Source organism: Niallia sp. M35 (assembly GCF_050971705.1).
GTDB lineage: Bacteria > Bacillota > Bacilli > Bacillales > Cytobacillaceae > Niallia > Niallia circulans_A.
This window is the reverse complement of sequence record NZ_JBPCEP010000001.1, coordinates 276,981-300,037: the sequence shown is the minus strand read 5'-3', so window position 1 is coordinate 300,037 and position 23,057 is coordinate 276,981. Positions and strand designations below refer to the sequence as shown.

Here is a 23,057-nt window from a genome sequence, read left to right as displayed (position 1 = left end):
GGTAAAGATGAAAAAAGAAATTCCAGTTGAGTTTACGGAAAAAGTTCTCGATCAGCGAAATGATCTTACTGGTCCAGATGGTTCAGGAAAAGCATCCTATCCAAAAAGGCCAAAGCATGTATCCATCCAGGAATCGAAAAGAAAATAATTTAAAAGCTGCCCTCTAGTTCCATCAAGGGGGCTCTTCTTTTGCCCTTTCCTCCCTTATCATATGGTTGGATTTCTAACTGTTCAACTATTTATCCAATTCTTTCCAATATTCTTCGTTTTTGATAAAGCATATTAGCAACTTCCCCTACCTCTTTTATGGCTGCTTTATTCATATAGGCACCAAAAATCATTCCCGCTACTGGTATCATTTGAAAAAGTTTTTTCCATCCGAAATTATCTCGATAAGAAGCAAATACCTCTCTCCACCCTTGTAGCTGTGCGAAACCTTCCTCCTTAGAGGCATTGGTCAATTCATTTAAAATGGCTCTTTTTCCAACTATATCAGAAGAAGTAAATTGCATACATTTAATCATAAATATTCGCTCTTCCTTATTTGAAGGGTCATAACCATATGCTACTGCTACTTCTTGGATGGTTTTCAACGTAATTCCAAAGATAAGGGGGATATCAACAGCTAGTGTAAAAATACCGCCAAAACCAGTTGTAGCCCCTTGAATTCGGGCATTTTTCGCACGATTTTTGATAAAGGTTTCTGCTGTCTGTTCCATAGAATCAATCGGAAAATGTTTTATATCTTCCAATTTCACATCTTCCGTTAACGATAATTCTTTTTTAACTTTATACAATGTTTTCTCATTATCCACAAGATACTGTCCGCCATTATCAATATATACGGCAATTTCATCTAATAGTATATGTATTTTCTCTTGGATGTATGTCGGTGTCAATTTATCCAAGAGCACAAATGGAAGTCTTCCGATTTTTTCCCAAAAGAACAAACCTTTTTGATTTTTCTCCCATTTTTCAATATTCTTTAATTTCTTTCTAAGCAGCTTTTGATTTTCCATTGCTTTATTTTTGTTTAACAATTCCATTTGTTTCTCCCATTTTTCGAATTATTTTTAAATGCATAATGAATTGAAATGACGAGATTTGATTTCACTCGATTTTTAAGATAATCATTTATACGAGTTTTCATATAAAAAAGATTCATTAAAAAGAGAGTTATTCTACTCGATGCTCATGCTCTCTTTTATCTTACTAGGGAGTGTGTTGTTCACTGTACACTGTATGAATCAATAATGCTAACGCATATAGGGAATGGCCTACATATAAAAATAATGCCTATTATTACATAGGAACATATTATCCTCATCTTTTAAAAGCTATTTTTTATTTATTTAAATAAACACTTATGCAAAATAAACAATAAAAAGCCTTGCAATTATTAAGCAGGCCTGTTATGCAAGTATTCTAAATCATTCACATTGCTTTTGTGCAAGGCGATCATCCAATTCTAATTAACTTCCTTTTCCTCTTCTTTGGTATTCTCTATTCCGTAATCACTTCAATATCTATATTCTCTTGAAAAATCATCAGTAAAATGCTCTAAATAGGTTACTGCTTTGGCAGATTCACCCAGCACTTTTACCTCTTTGACAGTTGTATTTCCTGTTGGCATCGTAAGCGTAACAGATTATCCCTAATAGATGCTCTATTAAAATATTATCATCACCTTTCCATTCGATTTAGGGATAGCGGTAATGCATTGTATTGCAACTCTCCTCCGTTCTTCTTTAGAATTATAATTTATGCTTTCGGTAATTTCACTTGGAAGTGGTTTTCTGCACTTCTATATCTCTATTAGTTAAATTACTTAACGTATAGCGGCTCTCTTCTTCACTCCAAACATTCCTCTTAAGTCCTCTTTTAAATTTGGTTATTTTTACAAGAAAATTAAATAAAATATAGGCATTATTATTGATGCTAAAAAGGCAGAATAACACTTCCCAACTTTTCTCCGACAAGAAAAGCATCCCAGACAGGATGCATTCTTCGTAAACTTATGCTTTATATAATATAACGGCTGTATAAATTCCCTCTTCTGTTATAGGGTCATTGTTCACAGCGAACTTAATATCCATTACTTCATGATTTTCCAATTCCTTTAACGCTTTATTTAAATGTTTCTCGAATTTTTTATTTTTCTCCGAAATAACTTTTGTTTGAATCATAAGGTTGTACCTGCCTTTTCCTAATTATTTTATTATTAATTGAACAATCTCTTTAAGTAATTTTTATATCCATAGATGTTTTATATTTTGTTCCCTTTCAGCCGAACATCCAACTATTATTGCCACCATGGCAATTAACAAAATAGAAAGGCATTTACGGAAAAAATATAGTGAATTAACTCCCTCCTTTCTAGAGAAATACGTTTTGAATAATTAAAAAGTTTCAATTAAAAGAAAAGGACTTTACTAAAAATTGATTTTGCTGGATTTGGTATAGAACTATTTTTAAAGATAATAAAGAAAAGTTTTCTCAATTATCTATACAAACATCATTAATCACCTTTTAAAAGATTTATGATTTTGTGTTTTAAAATTGTAATCCAATAATTTTAAAAACAAAATAAAATGGCTACATCAGATATAGAAAAACTGAAATAGCCATTAATTAATTACCATAGAAGATTTTTTTGTCCTCGCCTATCGATCATTTCACCTTTTCCACTGTTTAGTAGCCCTTCGGTAATAGAAAGAGTACCATCCCGCGGCCGCGGGTTAGCAGACATTTCTTTAAAGAAGCATCATCATCTTTAAATCAGCCTAACAAACTAAATAATACCTGTATTAGGCTATTAAATTTCTTTTCTACTAACTATAATTACCTTTATACTCAATCACTTTTACAGGCCCTAATAAACCTGATGGCTTCATAGGTATAAATTGAGAAAAAAAGTCCTGTTCTTGCTTTCCTAAATTATCCACCACTACGATTTCTAAATGATTTATTCCTTTCTGTAGATAATCCGTTATTTCAAAACTATATGGAGTACATATTTTTATTCCAACCAATTCTCCATTCAGTTTTACCTCAGCAATTTCATTTACTATTCCTAAATCTAATATAAATCTATCACCTGTTAGATCGATACTATTAAATGTAGAAGTATACTTAAAATTACCTGAAAAATTTTCCAAACCAGGAAGTTTATTTATATTAATCAAATTATTTAATTCCTGCAAATTACCAAATGTGGGGTATTCTAAGGCGGTACAAAATTCAACTTTCCACTTTAATTGGAGGATAGTCTCTTTTCCCTCCAATTGATTTACATTTTTAGTTATCATCCCCTCAAACTTATTATTATCTACAAGTATCAATGATTCATTAGGTTGTAACTGTATCGGTATTTGTTTTTTTCCTTCTTTATTAAATTGATCATATGACAATAACTCGTTATTAAATCCATCATATTTTAAGAGTACTTTCTCCGAATTAAGTTCAGCTACTGTATTGATTTCTTGATAAGGATCTTCATTAAAAAACATATAAAGGTTCCCATCTATATGCTCATAATGGTAATATCTTAAGTACGGTTGGTATTCACTAACTATCAGTTCCGTTCCTTTTATTTTCAATTCCTCTCCTAATGATTCTAAATTAACCTTATTGGTTCCACTAAAAAAGCTTTCATCCAACCTTTGGTTTTTTTCGCTATATAATGGATAATTATTTACAAAATATATACTTATTCCATTCTTAGACATCGCTTCTACTTTCTCCATAAATGATAAAGGTAACGATTCTGCATAGGGAATAATCAATGTATGAAATTCGTTATTGTTAATAAGGAATTCGTTATTCGTAATTTTACTCTCCATAACATAATCAATTGGAATAATGTCAAAATCTATTTGATGTTGCATCAATACACGAGCAGGTTCTTGAAACAGCATATAGTTACCAAGCCACTCAGCTTCCGCATGATAAAGAATACCTACTTTCGCAATATGTTTCCCACCATTAAACAAATGACTTATCCTATTTATATAATTATTTAAAATATACATATATCTAAATTCTGGATCATGTCCATTAGCATAAAAATGTGGTGGACAATCGGGATCAGGAAATGTTTTAGGACTAAATGCATGAGGTATAAAGTGATTAACTCCTCTAACTAGCATGTGATCGACAATAAACTTCATTAATGAAAGTCCTTCCGCCCAGCCATATGCTCCAAACACTTCACATATCGTTCTGCCCCCTTTTTTTCTATCAAGCTGACCAAGTGAGGCTCCCATTTTAGCTAGAGCATAATGAAAGAATTCACCATCCCACCCCATTTTTGTTATGGACTTATTAATATTTTTATCCATTCCTGGCATTATTTGATTAAGAACAACATCAATTCCAGACATATCTTGTGGTTTAATCGCACGAAAAAAGTGTCCAGCTCCATATCCTAGTCGTGCATGTGAATTATTATCTTCTATTAAATGACCAATATATTCCACATTTCTTTTCTGACACCATTCCGCTAATACTCCTGTAAAATTATTACTATATTCTTTAGAAACAATATCCATATACTTCAACCGAACTTCTTTTTCTTTACCATCAGACTCAATTGGTTCCAGTAAAGGTAGAAATACATAATCATCTAAGAAAAATTCTTCTAACATACCTTCTCTCCAAGGATAGACCATCTCCTTTCTTCCAATAGATCCTTCCGCTCCATGCATGTTACCAAATCTCGGTTCATCCGAAAAAAAACCTGCAAACGTTTTGCCAAATTCTGATTTATAGCGTTTGTAATGAGGTTGATAAACCTCATCAATTAATATTTGAGTAGCTTGTGATTCCAATGGGTTTAAATACCCTTCTGTTTGCGGCTCTCCCCCATCTATTGTTTCCATCAACACAAAAATGCGCCATTGACCCTCAGGTATACTCCAATTTAAAATTCCATTAATTTCAAAGTTCGTGATATCAATAAAACTGGTGGAATCAAAACTACTATTACCTGTTCTCTTTGCAGCTATTATTTTTAATAGCTTATCAGGTATATATTCTTTCTCTTTTGAAAATAACTGTTTTGTATTGCCACGATTAACTAATATAGTGGCATCCTCTAATGGTCCTACAAAGTCTAACTGATGGATTTTTAAATATTTTTTTATATATTGAGGATAATCATTTTTCACTCTTCCATTCGCATATCCTGTAGGAAAATGAGAATCATCTAATAACCAAACCTTCATTCCCAGCTTTTTCGCTTCTTCCATCAGTGTATCCATGTTTTCCCACCAACTCTCACCAAGAAAATCAGGATGTGGCCTAGATTCAACAATGAATGCTTTAATCCCTGATTCATATATTTTTTTTACATAATCTCTTAAAATGTCATTATCTTCTCCGTGAAGCCAAAAAAAAGGTAATATGTAATTATCATTTTTATTATCTAATACCTCTTTCACTCTCTTCATCACTATCTCTCCCTACCATTTCTTTCTAATATACAACTTAGCTGTGATATCCACTTTAATTAGGGAGGAGCAACCAAGTATCCCTTCTTCTCACAAGCTACTTGATTACTCATCTTCCTCTTACTTATTCTTATTTGATTGTAATTTACCTAGTATCCCACTAAAAAAATGTTAATATTCATAATGTTCAGTCTTATTATCAAACAGAAATTTTTACATCATTACTTTTCATTTCTTCCTCTACCGCCTTTTTATCCAATACCTTAAAGAATGGAAAGTAAATTAAAGTAGACACGATTGTAGCAATCAACTGAAAAACTGCATATTTCCATCCGCCCATCATTAATCCTTGAATAATAAGCGGAGTTCCTCCAGGACCGCCTGCACCGGTAGGCATTGGTAAAATTCCCATGGAGGTAAGTATATACCCAATTATAATGAATAAAACAGGGGTAAATACAAACGGTATGAATAAAATTGGGTTTAACATCATCGGAAATCCAAAAACAACAGGTTCATTAATATTGAAAAGAGATGGTATAGTTGCAACCTTACCAAATATTTTATAACGAGACGATTTTGCAAACAATAATACACAAATTACTAAGCCGATTGTAGCTCCTGCACCACCAGGGGAGGAAACTGCATTAATCCAATTGTATGTGATAATATTAGGTCCTACCTGCCCTGCTGCAACCGCTGCCATATTCTCGGCATCTGCTGCTATCCAAACTGGCATTATGACAGATACAACAGCAATGCCATGAATTCCTAAGAACCAGCATAACCCAGTCAACACATAAATAATAATACCAGCCCATATACTTGTACCGATTACACTTAATGGTGAACCGATTAAAGTATAAACTGCATTATGAAAGTTCTCAAACTCAGTATGTGAAAGTCCTAGTGTTATCGCCCCAAAAAGGAGACCAATGAGAACAGAAGGTATAATGCCATTAAACGACTTTGCAACAAATTCTGGAACACTGTCTGGTAATTTTACGATTAAGCCTTTATCTGATAATTTTATATAAATAATGGCGGATACTATTGCACAAAACATAGCTACAAAAATTCCCTTTGCTCCCAACCATTCTAAAGGTAAATTTGTTATAGCCATAAATCCTTCACCAGTCGTGGTTAATGGTGTTACTAATAAAAAAGCTAATAATCCCAGTAATCCTCCTGTAAATGAGTCATAATCCGAAAAATTACCTACATAAGTATATGCGATACTAAATGCAGCATACAATGCAAGAAGATTAATAGTAATATTTGATAAGGTCGTGAAAATTCCTCCTAAACCACTCGTAGTTAAAAATGATTGATATGCTTCAATAGGTAAATTTTGAAATATAGTTGCAAATGATCCTAATATCAAAACACTCATTAAGCTCATTAAGCCTTTAGAAATGGATTGGATAATTCTATTATTATTTATCCAGTTAGAAGCAGGACCAAGTATTTTTTCTAAATTATTCATTCTACTACTCCCCCTAATAGATCATTCTTCTTTTCAATGAAGAGATTACGAATTAATATTATTTACTTATCAAAATCCTAATCTCCTAACACATTTTTGACATATTCCATGATTTTCTTTCCATTAACCATTCCATAATCAGTCGCATTAATAGCTTCAACTGGACAGTGTTGAAACTTTTGAACGATAGTATTAAGCTGATAACGAACTTGAGGACCAAGTAAGATAAAATCTGCATCGTTTGCAACATTAACCGCTTCTGACAATGCATATGCATCAATCGTACATTTATAATTCATTTTTTCTGCTTCTTGTCGCATATTTCTAGTTAAAATGCTTGTTGACATACCTGCAGAACATAGTAAAATTATTTTTCTCATATATAATCCCCCAAATATTTTTAATAAATATACTTAACTCATAAAGTATCTAAGCAAACGTAACTTTAGATAACTATTTATTAATCAGACTTAAAGCCCACTCTAAAACTTTTTTTCCATCCATCATTCCATAGTCTACTGTATTAATTACTTTTACAGGAATTCCTTTCACACCACCATATTCTTTTATAAAACTATCTTCTTTATAGGAGACTTGGGGGCCTAAAAGTAAAATATCAGTATCTCTAATATTTTTTTTCACCTCCCCTTGTCCCGTTGCACAAATTATTATTTCTTCGTTTTTTTCTTTAGCTGCTTGTTCCATTTTTCTAACAAGCAAGCTTGTTGACATTCCTGCTGCGCAGACGAGTAAGATTTTTTTCATAATTTCTCCCCTTTCTATAAGTTTATCGTTTTCTTAGTTAGTTCAATAATTTCAATTGATAAGTCTCTAACTGTCATGGCATTCATTAAGTGATCCTGTGCATGAACCATTAACAAAGATACCTCTGAGCTTTCTCCTCTTGCCTCTGCTTGAATTAAATCTGTTTGGATTCTATGGGCTTTATTTAACTCTTCCCTTGCTTCTTCCATTAATTTTTCTGCTTCTTCAAAATGGGCATTTTTAGCTTCTACTATTGCCCTCATGGCACAACTTCTAGCATTTCCTCCGCAAATGATAATTCCCATAATAATCTCTTGATTTTCCAAGTTGTCACCTTCTTTTTCATATTTAATTCCTTAACTAAACTATAATTTTAAAACGCTTCCAATTAAAGTTTATGTTTTTCCATTACTAGTGGAAAGAAATTGGCCTTTTAATCATATATAATTAATCAAAACTAAATATCATCCTACCAAGTTAAATTGGTTACATCTCTTTTATTAATTTCATTATGGTGCAGGAATCTAGAGCATTGATAATTTTTTGAACAATATCACGATCGTCAATAAATCGAAATAGTGTATCATACATCGGTTTCAACTCTTCTTTGTTATCATCCGCTACATGAAGAAGACAGACCAACTGCACCTTATGTTTTCCCCAATCAATTGGCTTTTCTAATGTCGCGATTGTCCAAAATGTATGCGGGGACTTTGCCTCTAATGGATGAGGAATTGCAACCAGATTACCATAGCTTGTTGAAGCTACCTGTTCTCTGTCCATTATCGTTTCAACAATCCCTTCCTCAGTCATCTTTTTTTTAATAAGTTCCTCTCCAAGATAGGTTATTATTTCTTCAGGTGTTTTGCATGATAGATGTGCGTATATTAATTCTTCAACTAAATACTTATTTATAATTGATTCTTGAGTATCCCCAATCATTTGTTCAACCTCTGTTAGTTCACTAGTCCCTAGGAGTGTACTTACTACTACGTGAGGAATCTTGATGGTGCTTGGCAATTGAACAGTACTGACTATAAAATCAATATCATCTTCTTCGTACATAGAAAGGTTATATAATTCGGTTGTACCAATTATTGATATTTTATTACCAAACTTTGCACGCATCTTATAAAGTAATAATTGCGAACTACCATGTCCAGTGGTACAAACAATTAGACATCTTTTTGGTTTTATTTTTAATTTAGATCTTTCAATTGCTGCACCAAAATGAAGTGCAATGTAACCAATCTCATTTTCATTAATGACAATATCGAAGTCCTCCTCAATTACCTTTCCTGCTATAATAGCAGCCTCAAATGCGATTGGATAGTTAACTTTTATTGCCTCTAACATTGGATTATATATATTCATCTGATATTTAACCCGATGAAGTGCAGGCTTAAGATGTAGGCTAATAGCAACTAGTAGCTCCTTATCATTGCCAATGTTGAGACTCATTTGTTCCTCAACATTGCTTATCATACGTTTAACAGTTTCTATGATATTGTAATTAAAACTATTTAATAGTTCTGGCTGGTTTTTATTTAATAACAATCTGTTTCCTAATAAGTGCATAGTTACATACACTATTTCTCCTCTTGGAAACTCCAGATTCAGCATTTTCTCCATGCTTTTGATAATTCTTTTTGACACGATATATTCCTTTTTATTTTGGATATTCTCTTCAACTTCATTTAAACTGTCCACGTACTGCTTACTTTTTATTCGTTGGCAGGCAATAGCAATATGTACTACTAAATTATGTAAGGCTATATCAGATAAGTTAAGATCAAATGCTTTTAGTTCTCTTAGCGCTGTCTCTCGAATTAATTCCATACTATCTTCTGGCAATAGCCATGACTGTCTTTTTAACTTTTCTTCTATAATAGAAGGTCTGCGGAATAATAGCTCTGAAATTGCAAATCTAATATTTCTTTCTGAACCTGCAAGTCTCAATCCATACTTTGCTTTTTGAGCAAGCTTCAAATTGAATTGCTGTAAAATAACTTTTACATCCTTTAAATCATTTTTTAATGTTGATTTACTAACAAATAATTCATCTGCCAAATCCTCTACTTTAAAATAATTTTGTCTTAATAGAAACTTTTTCAATAAATAGTGAACCCTATCTTCTGGTTCAACTGGGACATTTTTTTCAAACTCAATAAATTGAGAAATAAATTGTTTGAATTTGCATTCATCACAAACCTCAAGTTGATAACCACGGCTTCTAACAGAAACGATATTCGCTCCTGCATTCATTAACTGATTGTCAATTTCTCTTAAATCATTACGAATTGTTCGAGAGCTAACTTGAATTATAGAGGCTATTTGTTCACCACTAATTGGCTTCTTTTCTGAAATCAGCGCTTTTAAAATCTGTTGTTGTCTCGCATTCATAGATTCTCCTCCCCTCATAAGTATTCTTCATTTAATTATAAAGCGTTTTCACAAATGCTGGGGTACAAAGATTTTCCATTATGTTAGGAAAATTTTTGTTAAGGATGAAAAAGTAGTTTTTTAGCTAATAATCCAAGATGATATATTTTGGGCTTATTTTGAACCTTCTAAACTCCAACTCTAGTTTAACCATTTAATAAGAAGTGCTAACCATAATAGAATTTAAGATTCATATTTACATAAAACCCTAAAATAATTTAGAAAAGCTGAAATATTTGGCATAAAAATGCCCTGCTCAATAAGCAGGGAGAAAGTGAGGGAAGAAACTGATCATTCCTTCCCCACTTTATAACGAGCAATTATTGTATCTCCATATTCATAATTATTTGTTATAAACTCAATTTTACCACCAAAGAGGGAAAAATGGACCGAATCTTCTTATTCCAAAGAATGGGAATGCAAAAAGTCCAAATCTTCTGAACGGAAATATTAATCGACTATCTTCGCTTTGATTATGACCCGTTACCAATAAGTATACGTTTTCATCATCATAACTATGGAGAATCCCTTGGTGAACTTCACCATCTCTTGTTTCTATTTGAATAAATTCAAATAAGTGCTTGTGACATTTCGGATGAAATTTGTGTTTATAATGATCATGATCCTTTTTATGATGATGATGGTGATGTTCATGATGACTTGAAGATGATTCCATTATATCTCTATTATTTTCCACGGCATTAGCCTCCCCATTTAAATTCACTGTAGTTTATGCACAAGTGAAAATAAGGTTCGACTTTAAGTTTGACCATTTTATAGGAATTTTGAACCGTATTGCATATCATCTGTTTTTTCTCTTTTGTAAGAAGAATACGAGTAGTGCCATTAAATACTTATTGTCAATGAAGCAATCTGTTAAAACTATTTCTCATAATTATTCCGCAACAATCACATTAAATTCTTTAGATATTTCCTAGCCTTAAACACCTTTTTTTCTCAACTAAAGGTCCCCTTATAGTTTGGGAACCCTTAATAACATCGGAAACCACTTAAGAACCCACAAATAATAATACCCTACTCCAAAGAATAGGGCTTATCATCACAATACTAGATTCAGCTGACTTTTATATCTTTTATTAACCTATAGTGGAAAGGTAAGAAAAAGTAATAAATGATTATATATACAGGTATGCTATAAAGCAAATTCCATCCTTTATATTCCATGAATCCTGATATATGGCATGTCCACTCAATGAACAAAGACAATAATGCAAATAATAGTGTTCGTTTCATACGTTTATCTCTGTGCAATTTATTTAGAAACCATATTGCTAATGACGATGGAATAAGTGCGTATGTTAGCAGCTCCCCAATTCCAGTAGATTCCCCTCTCCCAAAATCTACCCAATCTAAATATATTGCAAATACACTATTGGCAATCCAGGTAATAGCACTAATTACGCCATAAGTACAATAAATTTGTAGCCCATTCATTTTTTCCTTTGGCATAAATAATACCATAATTAATAATAATACTGCCCAAACAATAGGAACCCAAATCCCTTTAGCATGAATGTCAAGATTTTCAATAATTTTGCTCAAAACAATCACCACTTTTTTTGAATAGTTTAACTTACAATTATTCATTTTATACACATAGAAATTAAAAAACCCCCACTTAAATGAGCGGGGGACAGTAATAGTATTATTAATTTGTTCTCGCTTTATAATTTCTGATAATGATTTTGGTATAGCTTATTCTGAAAGATAAGATTTGGAGGTAAACATTTTGTTAGACTAATTATTATAACAAATCTCTGTCACCTAATATGCAAGACTACTCAGTTAAAAACCTCACAAAAACATTCCTTAAATTTAGCTCAGACAAGTAAAAGTGATCAAAATGTGGTCAAATTAATTGTAACCTCTCTACAAAATAATTACATCACACGCTTAAACATTTTCTCCATTTCATAAGTAGAATAATGCACAATAATCGGTCTACCATGCGGACAGGTAAATGGATCGGATGTTGTTCGAAGTTCGTCCAATAAACTTTGAATCTCATCATTTCGCAAATGGCGATTTGCTTTAATGGATCCCTTGCAGCTCATCATGATGGCAGCTTCTTCTCGTAAAAGCTTGATATCTACTTTTCGCATCGAGAGTACTTGTTCAATCATTTCTTCGATTGTTTCTTTTTCTTCTCCTTTAGGGAACCATTGTGGATGGGAGCGTACTAAGTAGCTTTGCTGGCCAAATGGTTCGAGAAATACGCCGACTTTTTCGAGCTCAGCTTTATTTTCTTCTATTTTCATCCATTCATCTAAGGAATAATCTAATGTTAATGGGATAAGCATTTCTTGTAATTCCTTATGGACTTCGCCAACCTTTTCCCGGAAAAATTCGTATTTGATTCGTTCTTGAGCTGCATGCTGGTCGATAATATATAGGCCTCTTTCGTTTTGTGCAAAAATATAAGTTCCATGCATTTGCCCAATTGGATAAAGGGGCGGAACTCTCGGACCCTCTGCCACGTCAGCTATTTCTTCCTCTTCCCATGTTTCCTCTATCTCTTCTTCTGTTGCAGGAGGGATACTACTATTCCCTTCCTGTCCAAAGAAAAAGGCTGTGCCATCTGTTATGGTTGATTCTTCTTCACTTTCTCCAGATGGCCAACTGCTTGGTGTGTCTTCAAGAGGTTCGCTCCAACTCGGCTTTTCTACCTGTTCTGTTGTTGGATTGGAAAAAGTAGGCTCCATTTTGGGAACAGATACTGGCATTGCCGATTCGCGAATCGTATCAAAGCTAAAGGCCGCTTGCTCTTCTTTCGGAGCTGGCTTTTTCTCGCGGATAAGTCCTGCTGGAATAAGCTCCTTTTTCTTAAATGCCGATTTAATCGTATTACTGACAAGTTCGTATAATTCTTGTTCTTTGCTAAAGCGCACTTCCATTTTCGATGGATGAACGTTAACATCAACAAGGATTGGATCCATTTCAACATTTAAAAGAACAATCGGATATCTGCCAATAGGCAATAACGTATGATAGCCTTCCTGAATACTGCGGACAAGAGAATAGTTCTTAATAAAGCGGCCATTAATCATTGTGGAAATATAGTTCCGTGATGCCCGCGTAATTTCTGGCAGCGCCATATAGCCGCTTAGTTTAAAATCAAGAGTACTTGCTGAAATTGGTATCATTTTTTTGGCTATATTTAAGCCATAAATACCCGCAAGTACTTGTCTTACATCCCCATTACCATTTGTATGAAGGAGCTTGCGGTCGTTATGCACTAAGCGAAAACTAATATCAGGATGCGCAAGGGCAAGGCGGTTGACGATATCGGTAATATTACCTAGCTCTGTATGAATCGATTTCATATATTTCAATCTTGCTGGCGTATTGAAGAACAAATCGCTGACAATGATCTCTGTTCCCCTTCTTCCCGGCGCTCCTTCCTGTTTCACTAAATGTCCGCCTTTAAGCTCTACTGTTGTCCCTTTTTCTCCGGTAGAAGTGGTCAAGGTGACTTGAGAGACAGAGGCAATACTCGGTAGTGCCTCGCCTCTAAATCCAAGGGTACGGATTCGAAATAAGTCATTTTCGTCTTTTATTTTACTTGTTGCATGTCTGGAAAAAGCAGTTAAAACATCCTCTTCGTCAATTCCTTGTCCATTATCAAGAATACGAATGCTTTGTAAACCAGCTTCTTCGATAAAAATTTCAATTGAAGTACTTTTTGCATCGATACTATTTTCTACTAATTCTTTTACAACAGAGGCTGGCCGCTCAACAACTTCACCTGCAGCAATTTTATTCGAAAGTGCATCATCCAGTTGAATAATCTTTGCCATTTTTTCTCCTCTTTTCTTTCTTACTTTTTTCTGTTTTCATGTGTTGGGCAGTGTATCAGCTGAAATGGTCGAATTTGTAGCTATCTTCTTGCCTATGAACACCGTTTTTTCTAGCGCTTCTTGGTGTTTCGGCTTTCATCCTGCTTATGAACACCGTTTTTTCCAACGTTCCTTGGTTTCATGGCTTTCACTCTCTTTATGAACACCACTTTTTCCAATGTTCCTAGATTTTTCGACTTTCATTCTCCTTATGAACACCATTTTCCCCCAACGTATTTCCATTTCTATGCGTTCATACCACTGACTGTACACTCTATCACCCTAACCCACTTTATCGATCATTTCGGACTTTTTTATGAAGTTCATATAATGTATTTAATGCCTGCATTGGCGTCATTTCTAATATATCTAAGTCTTTTAGTTTATTGACGATTTGCTTTTCTTTCGTAGAAATCGCCTTTTGCGGTTTTTTCTCTTCTGTTTCAAAGAAGGATAATTGTGCCTCTTCTTCGGCTATTTCAGCTTTCACAACCGGTTTTTCGATTACTGCCACTGCTGTTTCTCCAGCAAATTGATCCTTTTGCTCAAGGCTTGTTAATAGCTCTTGTGCTCGTTCAATCAATGCTTCTGGCAATTCAGCAAGCTGTGCAACGTGAATCCCGTAACTCTTGTCTGCTGCGCCCTCTTTTATTTTATGCAGGAAAACAACTTTTCCGTTTTGCTCCATTGCACTGACGTGAACATTGCTTAATGATGGAAGTTCGTCTGCAAGCACAGTCAGCTCATGATAGTGAGTAGAGAATAAAGTCTTTGCGCCAACTTCATGATGAATGTACTCGATAATCGCTTGGGCCAGTGCCATTCCATCATATGTGCTTGTGCCCCGACCAATTTCATCGAATAAAATTAAACTATTATTAGTAGCATGCAGGAGTGCGTTTCTTGCTTCCAGCATCTCCACCATAAACGTACTTTGGCCAGAAATAAGATCATCTGCCGCTCCTATTCTCGTAAATACTTGGTCAAATAACGGCAGCACTGCATCATCTGCTGGTACAAAGCAGCCGATTTGCGCTAAAATGCTTGTTAAGGCAATTTGGCGCATATACGTACTTTTACCAGACATATTTGGTCCAGTAATTAACAGCAATTCTCTATCTTTATGCATGGTGCAGTCATTTGCTACATAGCTTTGCGCGTTCATTACCTTTTCTACTACAGGATGTCGGCCATTTTTGACAGAGAGCGTACGATCATTTGAAAAGACAGGCTTCACATAGCGGCGGTCCTCACTTACTGTTGCGAAACATTGGAGCACATCTAGTGTGCTTACAGTTTTTGCAAGGTTTTGTAAGCGTGGAATATACTCTTTAATGGTCTCCCGGATGGTTGTAAAAATCTCGTATTCTAATTCAACCATTTTTTCTTCAGCTTGCAGAATTAGACTTTCTTTTTCTTTTAATTCTGGCGTGATATAACGCTCCGCATTAGCAAGGGTTTGTTTACGCTCATACTGTCCTTCTTGTAAAAGATGGACGTTTGCTCTTGTTACTTCTATATAGTAGCCGAATACACGATTATAGCCGATTTTCAGCGATTTAATGCCTGTTTTTTCCCGTTCTTCTCTTTCTAGCTGAGCAATCCATGTTTTGCCGTTTCGACTTGCATCGCGGTAACTGTCTAATTCAGGATGGTAGCCGTCTAAAATAATATTTCCTTCTTTAATAGACAACGGTGGATTTTCAACAATAGCTCGCTCCAGTAAATCAGTGATATCTTCACAAGGATCTAGGTCTTCAGCCAATTTTATAGCTTCCTTTGAACCAAACGATGCAACAATTTGCTGAATAATCGGTACTTGTTGTAACGATTTTTTTAGCTGGACAAGATCTCTCGCATTAACATTTCCAAAAGCAACTCGTCCTGCTAAACGTTCTAAATCATATACTTCTTTTAATTTTTCCCGCAAATCTTGGCGTTCAAAGTAATGTCCGATCATCGTCTCGACGAGATTTTGGCGATATTTAATCTCTTCCTTATTTAAGAGTGGACGATCAATCCACTGTTTTAAAAGTCGTCCGCCCATCGCGGTTTTCGTTTCATCCAATAACCAAAGAAGTGATCCTTTTTTTCCTTTTGAGCGAATCGTTTCCGTTAATTCTAAGTTCCGCTTAGAAAAATAATCAATCTTCATAAATTGATCAATCACATAGATCGAAACCGGTTGTAAGTGATCCAAGCTTCTCTTTTGTGTGCGATATAGATAATTAAACAAGCGGACAACCGTATTTCTTAACTGCTGTTCTTGAATACCTTGCAATAATGGCAGATGCACATCTTTTTCATCCAGCTCATTTTCAATCGAAAGAGTTAACGTACCTCTTTCCTGTAACCGTTTCTGATACTCTTTCGAGAAATCATCAGAAATTACTACTTCTTTTGCTCCCGATAAGGATAGTTCATTTAATAGAGAGTCTATTCCCTTAAGAAGAGTTGCTTTGCTTTCTCCTGTCGATAAATCGCTATAAGCAAAGCCAAATTGCTCTTCTGCAAATAAAGAGATAGTGGCAATATAGTTATTTTCTTTATCGGAAAGGTTCTTTCCTTCCATCATCGTTCCAGGGGTAATCAGCTGAACGACCTCTCTTTTCACAACTCCCTTTGCTTGTTTCGGGTCTTCTGTTTGTTCACAAATAGCCACTTTATAGCCGCGTTCGACTAGCTGTTCAATATAGTTGGCAGCAGAATGATGCGGAACACCGCACATGGGAATTCGCTCTGCTCCTCCGCCTTCTCTGCTTGTTAAAGTGATTTCAAGCTCCTGTGATGCTTTGATGGCGTCATCAAAGAACATTTCATAAAAGTCTCCTAAACGAAAAAATAAAAAGGCATCCTGATAATCTGCCTTCACTTGTAAGTATTGTTGTATCATGGGCGTATATGTTGTCATAACTTCCTCCAAAATCCTGTCCAAATCTATTATTCTCCCATTATAACATAAAGAAATAGAATATTTCAGTGGGTGGTATTGGGAAAAGACTATGAATATCTCTGAAAAAACACTTGCTTTTTTGTATGAAGTTAGATGTGATAACTAGTTCATTCCATTGTGCTCCATTCCAGTATTATTTTTAAAAATAATACTAGTAATTCGCGGGCAAATCTTTTATAATTTAGCTTGCAATAAAAGTTAATTTTAGGAAAAGGAGCAATTATCTTGAAACGTATTCTATCTATTCTTTTAACAATTGTTCTTATGGTCAGTTTTATGCCACATTCAAGTGCTGAAGCAAAAACGAAGGTTAAAACGTATAAAAATTGTACAGCCCTAAACAAAGATTATAAGGGTGGCGTTGCTAAATCCAAAAGCACCAAAAATAAGGGTGGAAAAACAAAGTACAAACCGTATGTATCTAAAGCCTTATATAACGCAAACAAAAAAAAGGACCGTGATAAAGACGGAATTGCTTGTGAAAGATAATCTTCCTGCCTTTTTCTTATGCGAATTGGAAAAAGGCTTTTCTATTATTGATTATTAATGAATCATTAATAGAAAAAAAGACTAGGAAAAGCTCCTAGCCTTTACTCTTCTTCCCCGCCTACAAGGAAGTCTGGATTTAATTCCTCAAATTCTTCATCTTCTACTTCATCTTTAAACCAGGCATCGTCATCTTCCTTGCCACATTCGTCTGTGCAAACCTCCACACAGATTTTTGTTTCTCCGATAACTTCCACGATAAATTCTTTTTCTACATGGACAATGATTTTATTGCCATTTGGCGAAATCACTGCTTCAATGCAGTTTGGTTGTTGCAAAACGCGTGCAATAACATCATGGTCTTCTAAGCAGTCAGGATCACGATATTTTAATTTAATGACATCTGTATATTTCACACGCTCTGTTACTACTTCCGTTTGTGTATTATCATTATAAGAATACCAAACGTTAATATCAAAGTATCCACAAATTTCTACTGTTTTACCAACCTTTTCTGCTTCATACGTATGGTTGATAATCCAGCAGCCCAAGATACTTGATGGGCTGTTGTCTGGGCAGATAGTATGATTGGATTTTGTAAATTTACGTCCTTTCGCTACGACTGCCTTTGTAATAATCTCTCTATATTCTCCCATGTTCGAGCGAAACCTCCTCATTCATTTTCATTTCATCCTATGCGGGATAGGAGTCTAGTGTGCGACAATTTTTAAAGACGATAAGTAATGCTTAAATCTACTTCATTGTATGTAAAACTTGGGTAAGTGTGCCGATATTAGCCATTTTTCTAGACATCTATCCTTCTTTTTATCAATTCTAAAAAGCACTTTCCTTATTTCTTTATTAATAAAAAAAACCTTATCTATTCAGCTCTTTTTTTTGCTTTTAAAAAAATATGCGTTTGTATTAATACATTCGCGGATACAGCTTGTTCTAATCTCTATATACTGTAGTATACGGTAAGGGGGTGAGGAAGTTGGCAGGGTTATTTAATAAAAACGATCAGTTTGATTTTAAATTCAATGTTAATGGTAAAGAGGTTACTGGCGAGGACAGAGCTAAATACGCACAAGAATTAATTACTAAATTATCTTCAGAGATGGGTGGATTAGTCCAAAAGTTAACCAAAGGTGTTTCTGAGAATGTAGCTGGAACTACAATGGATGCAATGAAGGAGAAAGTTGCAAGTACGGTTGATTTAGATTCAATTAAAGAAAAAGTAAAACCACATCTTAATCCTGAAACGCTAAAAAGCATTGTAAGTGAAGACACCCTAAGCAAGCTACAAGAGAAATTACCTGTCATTGATGCTTCAAATGATGATGGGAACCTTAAATTAAATGTTAACGGCAAGCCTATTTTTTCACTAGATCTTTCAGATTTTATCAAAAAATAAGTAATCAATCTTTTCTTTGAAAGGAGGTGAAGTCAAATGTTGTCTAAATGCACATCTGATTGTCACAAAGGTAACGGTTCTGGCGTTGCTGGTACTGATGTTACTGCTAAAGGTAAAGGCATTGGAAACAAAGGAGCAGAACTTCGCGGATTTACTAATGCTACTCAAGGTAACGGTAACCTAGCTAACCAATTTTCTGCTTCTGGTGCTGCTGGTGGTGCTGCTGTAGGTGTTAACTTATTAAACTTCTTTGTTGGTGGTATTTTAGTTAATGCTAACGTTGCTGGTGCTGCTACTGCTGTATCTTTCAACCAAAATAGCCCTGAAATGGTGAACGAAGGTTAATCACCTTTAAAATAAGCACTCCTATAAGTGATAAGCATATAATAAAGGGCAACATCTTCTTGATGATTGCCCTTTTCTTTTACATACCTAATAGAAGGAGGCTAAAGAATGGCTAAAGATAAAAATATTGGGTTAACTGCTGAGAAACTAAAAGAGCTTGGGGTACCAGAGGAGCTTATTGATAAAATTCTAGAAACGGGAGGTCCTTCTGTTAACACCCATGCAGAAGGAGGAAACGGTGGAAGTGCCGTCAGCTTAACTTATGTAGACAATTACTCTGTCTTATTTCTTGTTTATACATTTCTATTGCAAACAGTTAATAACGGAAATGCCAAAGATAAAGAAACAAAGCAGCTTAATAAAGCATTGCTTTCAACCTTGCAAACAGCTATGAAGGAACAACAGGAATATCGGAAAGCATTCTTACGAGCGATCAATATTTTAAACAATCAAAACAAGTAAAACCAAGCAAAGATATGCTTGGTTTTTACTTGTTTACATTCTATTTAAAAAATATGCTACCCATTGCATTACACCACAAGGAAGCTTTACGATCGCTCGTTCTTGGATCTCAGCCTCTTATTGTTCTTTCTTCTTCTCAACGGAAGAAAGGATTTCTGTTTCTACTGTGTCTGCGATCGTTTTTGTTACCATTTGCAGCATATCGTTAACAATTTCTTGTGATTCTTTAAATTCACTGACAATTGGCAGTTCATCGATTTCTTTTTGTAAGGCATCAATTTTTGCTTCAGTATCTTTTAAAGCAGCAATTTTGCCATAGTGCTGAAGATTAACTGCTTGTTTTTGAAGCTTTTTAATCTGGGCAATTCGATCATTTACTTTTTGGTTTTGATTGATTTGTTTTTCTGCTCGTTGGTAAAATTCCACTTCTTCTGTCTCACGAATCATTTTGGCAAGCTGCTCTGTTCGTTCGATAATTTCTTCTCGTGTGAATTTCGCCATTAGTTTGCCTCAACAGCTTCTGCTTCTAATACCTCAATCATTTCTCCGTTTAATGACCATGTTTTTGCATCGGTAATTTTCACAGAAACAAGTTTGCCAATAGCCGATTTTGGTCCGACAAAGTTTACTAGCTTGTTTTTACGTGTATAACCAGCAAGCACATCTGGGTTATTCTTGCTTTCTCCTTCTACAAGAACCTCTACCGTTTGGCCTTGATAATTCTTCATGGAATTAGCAGAATACTCATTAACTAAAGCATTTAGGCGCTGTAAGCGTTCCTTTTTGACTTCCATCGGAACATTATCTTTCATTCGTGCTGCAGGTGTTCCTTCACGTGGAGAATAGATGAATGTATAAGCAGCTTCAAAACCAACCTCTTTATAAAGAGATAATGTTTCTTCAAATTGCTCATCTGTTTCATTTGGATAACCAACAATAATATCTGTTGTAAGAGTTAAATTAGGAATAGCCGCTTTCATTTTGCGAACTAATTCTAAATACTGCTCTCTTGTATATTTACGTGCCATAATTTTCAACACATCAGATGAACCCGACTGAACTGGTAAATGGATATGTTCCACTAAGTTACCGCCTTTAGCAAGCACCTCAATTAAATGATCATCGAAATCACGTGGGTGACTTGTTGTGAAACGAACACGCGGAATATCAATTTTGCGCATTTCTTCCATTAAATCTCCGAAACGGAAATCAATATCTGTAAAGTCTTTTCCATAGGCGTTTACGTTTTGACCAAGCAATGTAATTTCTTTATACCCTTGTGCTGCTAAATGACGCACTTCTTGGATAATATCTTCTGGACGGCGGCTTCGCTCTTTTCCGCGAGTATATGGAACAATACAATAGGTACAAAACTTATCACAGCCATACATAATGTTTACCCATGCTTTAATTTTTCCATTACGTACTTTAGGAAGGTTCTCGATCACATCCCCTTCTTTAGACCAAACTTCTACGACCATTTCTTTTGACATATATGCTTCGTGAAGAATATTTGGTAAACGGTGAATATTATGTGTACCGAAAATCATATCTACTTGTGTGTATGTTTTTAAGATTTTGTTTACGACAGATTCTTCTTGTGACATACATCCACAAACACCTATTAAAAGGTCTGGCTTTTCCGTTTTTAAATGCTTTAAATGTCCTAATTCACCAAATACTTTATTTTCTGCATTTTCACGAATCGCACAAGTATTAAGAAGAATAACATTGGCGTCATCGACTGAATCTGTTGCCTCATAGCCTAAAGCTAAGAAAATCCCTGCCATTACTTCTGTGTCATGTTCATTCATTTGACAGCCATATGTACGAATGTAGAATTTACGCCCTTCACCCATTCCGCGGAACTGCTCGGAAATGGAGAAATCCTTCTCATAGCGGACTTCCTCTTTTCCTCGTCTTTTGGCATCTTTTAAAGAAGGGGCTTTGTATACTGTTTCGAAATATTTGCTATAATCCTTTTCGGATTTTTTGTCCGAAGAATTATTGCTTCCGATTTGCTGTCCTTCTAAACGTTGGTTTTCGTTCATTTCAACTACTCCTCTCTTATCGATGATTTTGGTTTCATCCATAAGTTTGTTAATATACATGTTTAGGCTTCTTATAGATTGGTGTTTTCTCCCCACCATCGATTCAAATTGAACCGATAAAAACTACTTTGACAAGAAAAACATCCATCCATATAATAGCTGCTTTTTCATATGTACTATTCTTTATAGACATATTTTCATTATTCTAGTATAAGCCTTTCATCTTTTGAAAACAATAGCAACGTCTTAAAGATATCATTCTACTATTTTCTTGTTGTTTAACTAAAAAGATACTTTCTCCCTCTTCCGCAAAGGAAAGAAGATAGATGATCTTCTTTATTTCGGAAACCTTTTTGTCATATTCGTATATAAGAATTTCTCTACTTGCGTACTTGTATAATATCTTGTTAGCTCATTTATTAGATTAGGATAATCGACAGCGGAAGCTAGACCTTTTACCGTTTGGTCGATTCCATCAAAATCAGAACCAAAGCCGACATGATCTTCACCTCCAAGCGAACATATATAATCAAGATGGCGTAGAATATCTGTAATAGTTGCTGTGTTGGTTCCACTTAAAAACTGTGGCACAAAAGTAATGCCGATTACACTGTCTGCTTCTATCATTGCTTTAATTTGGTCGTCGCGTAAATTACGAGGATTTGGACAAAGATTATATGTATTCGAGTGTGATGCATATGGATACTCTGCATGCTCCATAACATCCCAGAAGGCATTTTCCGATAAGTGGGAAACATCTACCCAAATTGCTTGCTTATTCAAAAGCTTCACTGTTTCCCTTCCGAATAAAGATAAACCAGCACCTCTAGGTTCTAGTGCTCCATCCGCAACAGCATTCGCATAGTTCCAAGTAAGTCCTACTGCTGAAACACCTAATCGAAGCAATGTTTTTAATTTTAGCAAATCTCCTCCAATCGCATCACAGCCTTCTAATGTTAGGAGTGCACCAATTTCACCATTTTTTAATTCCTTTATATCTTTTTGTGAGCGTATAAATTTTAAATCTGCATTCGGCTGTAAGATTTTATCATAAAAGATAGTTGCCATGGATAAAGCTGCTTCAAACCGTATATCAGGATGGACAGATTCTGGAACATAAATAGCAAAACATTGAATCTTTGCCCCCCCTTTTTGTAAATTACTCTTAGTGACATGAAGTTTATCACTATTCTGAAAATTTATCGTTTTATCTATAAACATTTTATATAATACATCACAATGACCATCGAAGTAATTCAAACCATTCACTCCCCTACAAATATGTTTTTTATGTAAATCTTGTGGCTATTTCTCTCCCTCAAGATATCACTTGACTATAGTTATAA

General features: G+C 34.7%; 21 protein-coding genes. 5 read left to right on the top strand and 16 right to left on the bottom strand.

What is annotated here, in order from left to right; all coding sequences use genetic code 11:
• The first annotated feature begins 7 nt into the window (after nucleotides 1–7).
• Nucleotides 8–148, top strand: coding sequence for a hypothetical protein (locus NiCM35_RS01425; RefSeq protein ID WP_433778339.1), 141 nt, complete (start codon nucleotides 8–10; stop codon nucleotides 146–148).
• A gap of 91 nt (nucleotides 149–239) precedes the next feature.
• Here the strand turns inward: NiCM35_RS01425 and NiCM35_RS01420 are convergent, their stop codons facing one another.
• The 12 genes from NiCM35_RS01420 to mutS form a co-directional block, all read right to left on the bottom strand.
• On the bottom strand, nucleotides 240–1,046 hold the full coding sequence (locus NiCM35_RS01420; RefSeq protein ID WP_433778337.1) for an EcsC family protein: 807 nt from the start codon (nucleotides 1,044–1,046) through the stop codon (nucleotides 240–242).
• Between the two features lie 969 nt (nucleotides 1,047–2,015).
• Entirely contained in the window at nucleotides 2,016–2,186 is a 171-nt protein-coding gene (locus tag NiCM35_RS01415; RefSeq protein ID WP_095329266.1) for a sporulation protein Cse60, read from the bottom strand.
• 645 nt (nucleotides 2,187–2,831) lie between these two features.
• Nucleotides 2,832–5,450, bottom strand: a complete 2,619-nt coding sequence (locus NiCM35_RS01410) for a glycosylhydrolase-like jelly roll fold domain-containing protein (RefSeq protein WP_433778334.1) — start codon at nucleotides 5,448–5,450, stop codon at nucleotides 2,832–2,834.
• Between the two features lie 199 nt (nucleotides 5,451–5,649).
• On the bottom strand, nucleotides 5,650–6,936 hold the full coding sequence (locus tag NiCM35_RS01405) for a PTS sugar transporter subunit IIC (RefSeq protein ID WP_433778332.1): 1,287 nt from the start codon (nucleotides 6,934–6,936) through the stop codon (nucleotides 5,650–5,652).
• 77 nt (nucleotides 6,937–7,013) lie between these two features.
• Entirely contained in the window at nucleotides 7,014–7,316 is a 303-nt protein-coding gene (locus tag NiCM35_RS01400; protein WP_095329263.1) for a PTS sugar transporter subunit IIB, read from the bottom strand.
• Between the two features lie 73 nt (nucleotides 7,317–7,389).
• Nucleotides 7,390–7,701, bottom strand: coding sequence for a PTS sugar transporter subunit IIB (locus NiCM35_RS01395; protein ID WP_095329262.1), 312 nt, complete (start codon nucleotides 7,699–7,701; stop codon nucleotides 7,390–7,392).
• Between the two features lie 14 nt (nucleotides 7,702–7,715).
• Entirely contained in the window at nucleotides 7,716–8,006 is a 291-nt protein-coding gene (locus NiCM35_RS01390; RefSeq protein ID WP_433778467.1) for a PTS sugar transporter subunit IIA, read from the bottom strand.
• Between the two features lie 181 nt (nucleotides 8,007–8,187).
• On the bottom strand, nucleotides 8,188–10,104 hold the full coding sequence (locus NiCM35_RS01385; protein ID WP_095329260.1) for a BglG family transcription antiterminator: 1,917 nt from the start codon (nucleotides 10,102–10,104) through the stop codon (nucleotides 8,188–8,190).
• Between the two features lie 403 nt (nucleotides 10,105–10,507).
• Nucleotides 10,508–10,840 carry a hypothetical protein gene (locus tag NiCM35_RS01380; protein WP_095329259.1) on the bottom strand — a complete coding sequence of 111 codons (333 nt, stop codon included), beginning with the start codon at nucleotides 10,838–10,840 and terminating at the stop codon, nucleotides 10,508–10,510.
• 377 nt (nucleotides 10,841–11,217) lie between these two features.
• Nucleotides 11,218–11,706 carry a hypothetical protein gene (locus NiCM35_RS01375; RefSeq protein WP_141231329.1) on the bottom strand — a complete coding sequence of 163 codons (489 nt, stop codon included), beginning with the start codon at nucleotides 11,704–11,706 and terminating at the stop codon, nucleotides 11,218–11,220.
• Nucleotides 11,707–12,044: 338 nt separating this feature from the next.
• On the bottom strand, nucleotides 12,045–13,961 hold the full coding sequence (mutL, locus tag NiCM35_RS01370; RefSeq protein ID WP_123257487.1) for a DNA mismatch repair endonuclease MutL: 1,917 nt from the start codon (nucleotides 13,959–13,961) through the stop codon (nucleotides 12,045–12,047).
• A gap of 331 nt (nucleotides 13,962–14,292) precedes the next feature.
• A complete protein-coding gene (gene mutS / locus NiCM35_RS01365; RefSeq protein WP_123259576.1) occupies nucleotides 14,293–16,911 on the bottom strand; it encodes a DNA mismatch repair protein MutS in 2,619 nt (872 codons plus the stop codon).
• Between the two features lie 306 nt (nucleotides 16,912–17,217).
• Between mutS and NiCM35_RS01360 the strand changes: the two genes are divergently transcribed.
• Nucleotides 17,218–17,442 carry an excalibur calcium-binding domain-containing protein gene (locus tag NiCM35_RS01360; protein WP_371471315.1) on the top strand — a complete coding sequence of 75 codons (225 nt, stop codon included), beginning with the start codon at nucleotides 17,218–17,220 and terminating at the stop codon, nucleotides 17,440–17,442.
• 101 nt (nucleotides 17,443–17,543) lie between these two features.
• On the opposite strand, the gene NiCM35_RS01355 is transcribed toward NiCM35_RS01360, so the two are convergent.
• Nucleotides 17,544–18,095, bottom strand: coding sequence for an outer spore coat protein CotE (locus NiCM35_RS01355; RefSeq protein WP_095329254.1), 552 nt, complete (start codon nucleotides 18,093–18,095; stop codon nucleotides 17,544–17,546).
• 338 nt (nucleotides 18,096–18,433) lie between these two features.
• Here NiCM35_RS01355 and NiCM35_RS01350 point away from each other — a divergent pair, with 338 nt between their 5' ends.
• The 3 genes from NiCM35_RS01350 (at nucleotide 18,434) to NiCM35_RS01340 (ending at nucleotide 19,660) form a co-directional block, all read left to right on the top strand.
• Nucleotides 18,434–18,853: a hypothetical protein gene (locus tag NiCM35_RS01350; RefSeq protein ID WP_095329253.1), complete on the top strand. Its 420-nt coding sequence runs from the start codon at nucleotides 18,434–18,436 to the stop codon at nucleotides 18,851–18,853.
• A gap of 36 nt (nucleotides 18,854–18,889) precedes the next feature.
• Nucleotides 18,890–19,198 (top strand): hypothetical protein, encoded by a 309-nt coding sequence (locus tag NiCM35_RS01345; RefSeq protein ID WP_095329252.1) that lies wholly within the window; start codon nucleotides 18,890–18,892, stop codon nucleotides 19,196–19,198.
• A gap of 108 nt (nucleotides 19,199–19,306) precedes the next feature.
• Nucleotides 19,307–19,660 carry a hypothetical protein gene (locus NiCM35_RS01340; RefSeq protein WP_095329251.1) on the top strand — a complete coding sequence of 118 codons (354 nt, stop codon included), beginning with the start codon at nucleotides 19,307–19,309 and terminating at the stop codon, nucleotides 19,658–19,660.
• A 117-nt stretch (nucleotides 19,661–19,777) separates the two neighbouring features.
• Here the strand turns inward: NiCM35_RS01340 and NiCM35_RS01335 are convergent, their stop codons facing one another.
• The 3 genes from NiCM35_RS01335 to NiCM35_RS01325 form a co-directional block, all read right to left on the bottom strand.
• A complete protein-coding gene (locus NiCM35_RS01335; RefSeq protein ID WP_123257485.1) occupies nucleotides 19,778–20,161 on the bottom strand; it encodes a YlbF/YmcA family competence regulator in 384 nt (127 codons plus the stop codon).
• Nucleotides 20,161–21,711 carry a tRNA (N6-isopentenyl adenosine(37)-C2)-methylthiotransferase MiaB gene (gene miaB, locus NiCM35_RS01330; protein ID WP_095329319.1) on the bottom strand — a complete coding sequence of 517 codons (1,551 nt, stop codon included), beginning with the start codon at nucleotides 21,709–21,711 and terminating at the stop codon, nucleotides 20,161–20,163. The genes NiCM35_RS01335 and miaB overlap by 1 nt, the downstream gene beginning before the upstream one ends.
• 336 nt (nucleotides 21,712–22,047) lie before the next feature.
• Nucleotides 22,048–22,971: a dipeptidase gene (locus tag NiCM35_RS01325; protein WP_123259578.1), complete on the bottom strand. Its 924-nt coding sequence runs from the start codon at nucleotides 22,969–22,971 to the stop codon at nucleotides 22,048–22,050.
• Nucleotides 22,972–23,057: the final 86 nt, after the last annotated feature.

Bases quoted from the DNA above. Each gene is read 5' to 3' on its own strand.
- NiCM35_RS01425 (WP_433778339.1), top strand. From the start codon at position 8: ATGAAAAAAGAAATTCCAGTTGAGTTTACGGAAAAAGTTCTCGATCAG.
- NiCM35_RS01420 (WP_433778337.1), bottom strand. From the start codon at position 1,046: ATGGAATTGTTAAACAAAAATAAAGCAATGGAAAATCAAAAGCTGCTT.
- NiCM35_RS01415 (WP_095329266.1), bottom strand. From the start codon at position 2,186: ATGATTCAAACAAAAGTTATTTCGGAGAAAAATAAAAAATTCGAGAAA.
- NiCM35_RS01410 (WP_433778334.1), bottom strand. From the start codon at position 5,450: ATGAAGAGAGTGAAAGAGGTATTAGATAATAAAAATGATAATTACATA.
- NiCM35_RS01405 (WP_433778332.1), bottom strand. From the start codon at position 6,936: ATGAATAATTTAGAAAAAATACTTGGTCCTGCTTCTAACTGGATAAAT.
- NiCM35_RS01400 (WP_095329263.1), bottom strand. From the start codon at position 7,316: ATGAGAAAAATAATTTTACTATGTTCTGCAGGTATGTCAACAAGCATT.
- NiCM35_RS01395 (WP_095329262.1), bottom strand. From the start codon at position 7,701: ATGAAAAAAATCTTACTCGTCTGCGCAGCAGGAATGTCAACAAGCTTG.
- NiCM35_RS01390 (WP_433778467.1), bottom strand. From the start codon at position 8,006: ATGGGAATTATCATTTGCGGAGGAAATGCTAGAAGTTGTGCCATGAGG.
- NiCM35_RS01385 (WP_095329260.1), bottom strand. From the start codon at position 10,104: ATGAATGCGAGACAACAACAGATTTTAAAAGCGCTGATTTCAGAAAAG.
- mutL (WP_123257487.1), bottom strand. From the start codon at position 13,961: ATGGCAAAGATTATTCAACTGGATGATGCACTTTCGAATAAAATTGCT.
- mutS (WP_123259576.1), bottom strand. From the start codon at position 16,911: ATGACAACATATACGCCCATGATACAACAATACTTACAAGTGAAGGCA.
- NiCM35_RS01360 (WP_371471315.1), top strand. From the start codon at position 17,218: ATGGTCAGTTTTATGCCACATTCAAGTGCTGAAGCAAAAACGAAGGTT.
- NiCM35_RS01355 (WP_095329254.1), bottom strand. From the start codon at position 18,095: ATGGGAGAATATAGAGAGATTATTACAAAGGCAGTCGTAGCGAAAGGA.
- NiCM35_RS01345 (WP_095329252.1), top strand. From the start codon at position 18,890: ATGTTGTCTAAATGCACATCTGATTGTCACAAAGGTAACGGTTCTGGC.
- NiCM35_RS01340 (WP_095329251.1), top strand. From the start codon at position 19,307: ATGGCTAAAGATAAAAATATTGGGTTAACTGCTGAGAAACTAAAAGAG.
- NiCM35_RS01335 (WP_123257485.1), bottom strand. From the start codon at position 20,161: ATGGCGAAATTCACACGAGAAGAAATTATCGAACGAACAGAGCAGCTT.
- miaB (WP_095329319.1), bottom strand. From the start codon at position 21,711: ATGAACGAAAACCAACGTTTAGAAGGACAGCAAATCGGAAGCAATAAT.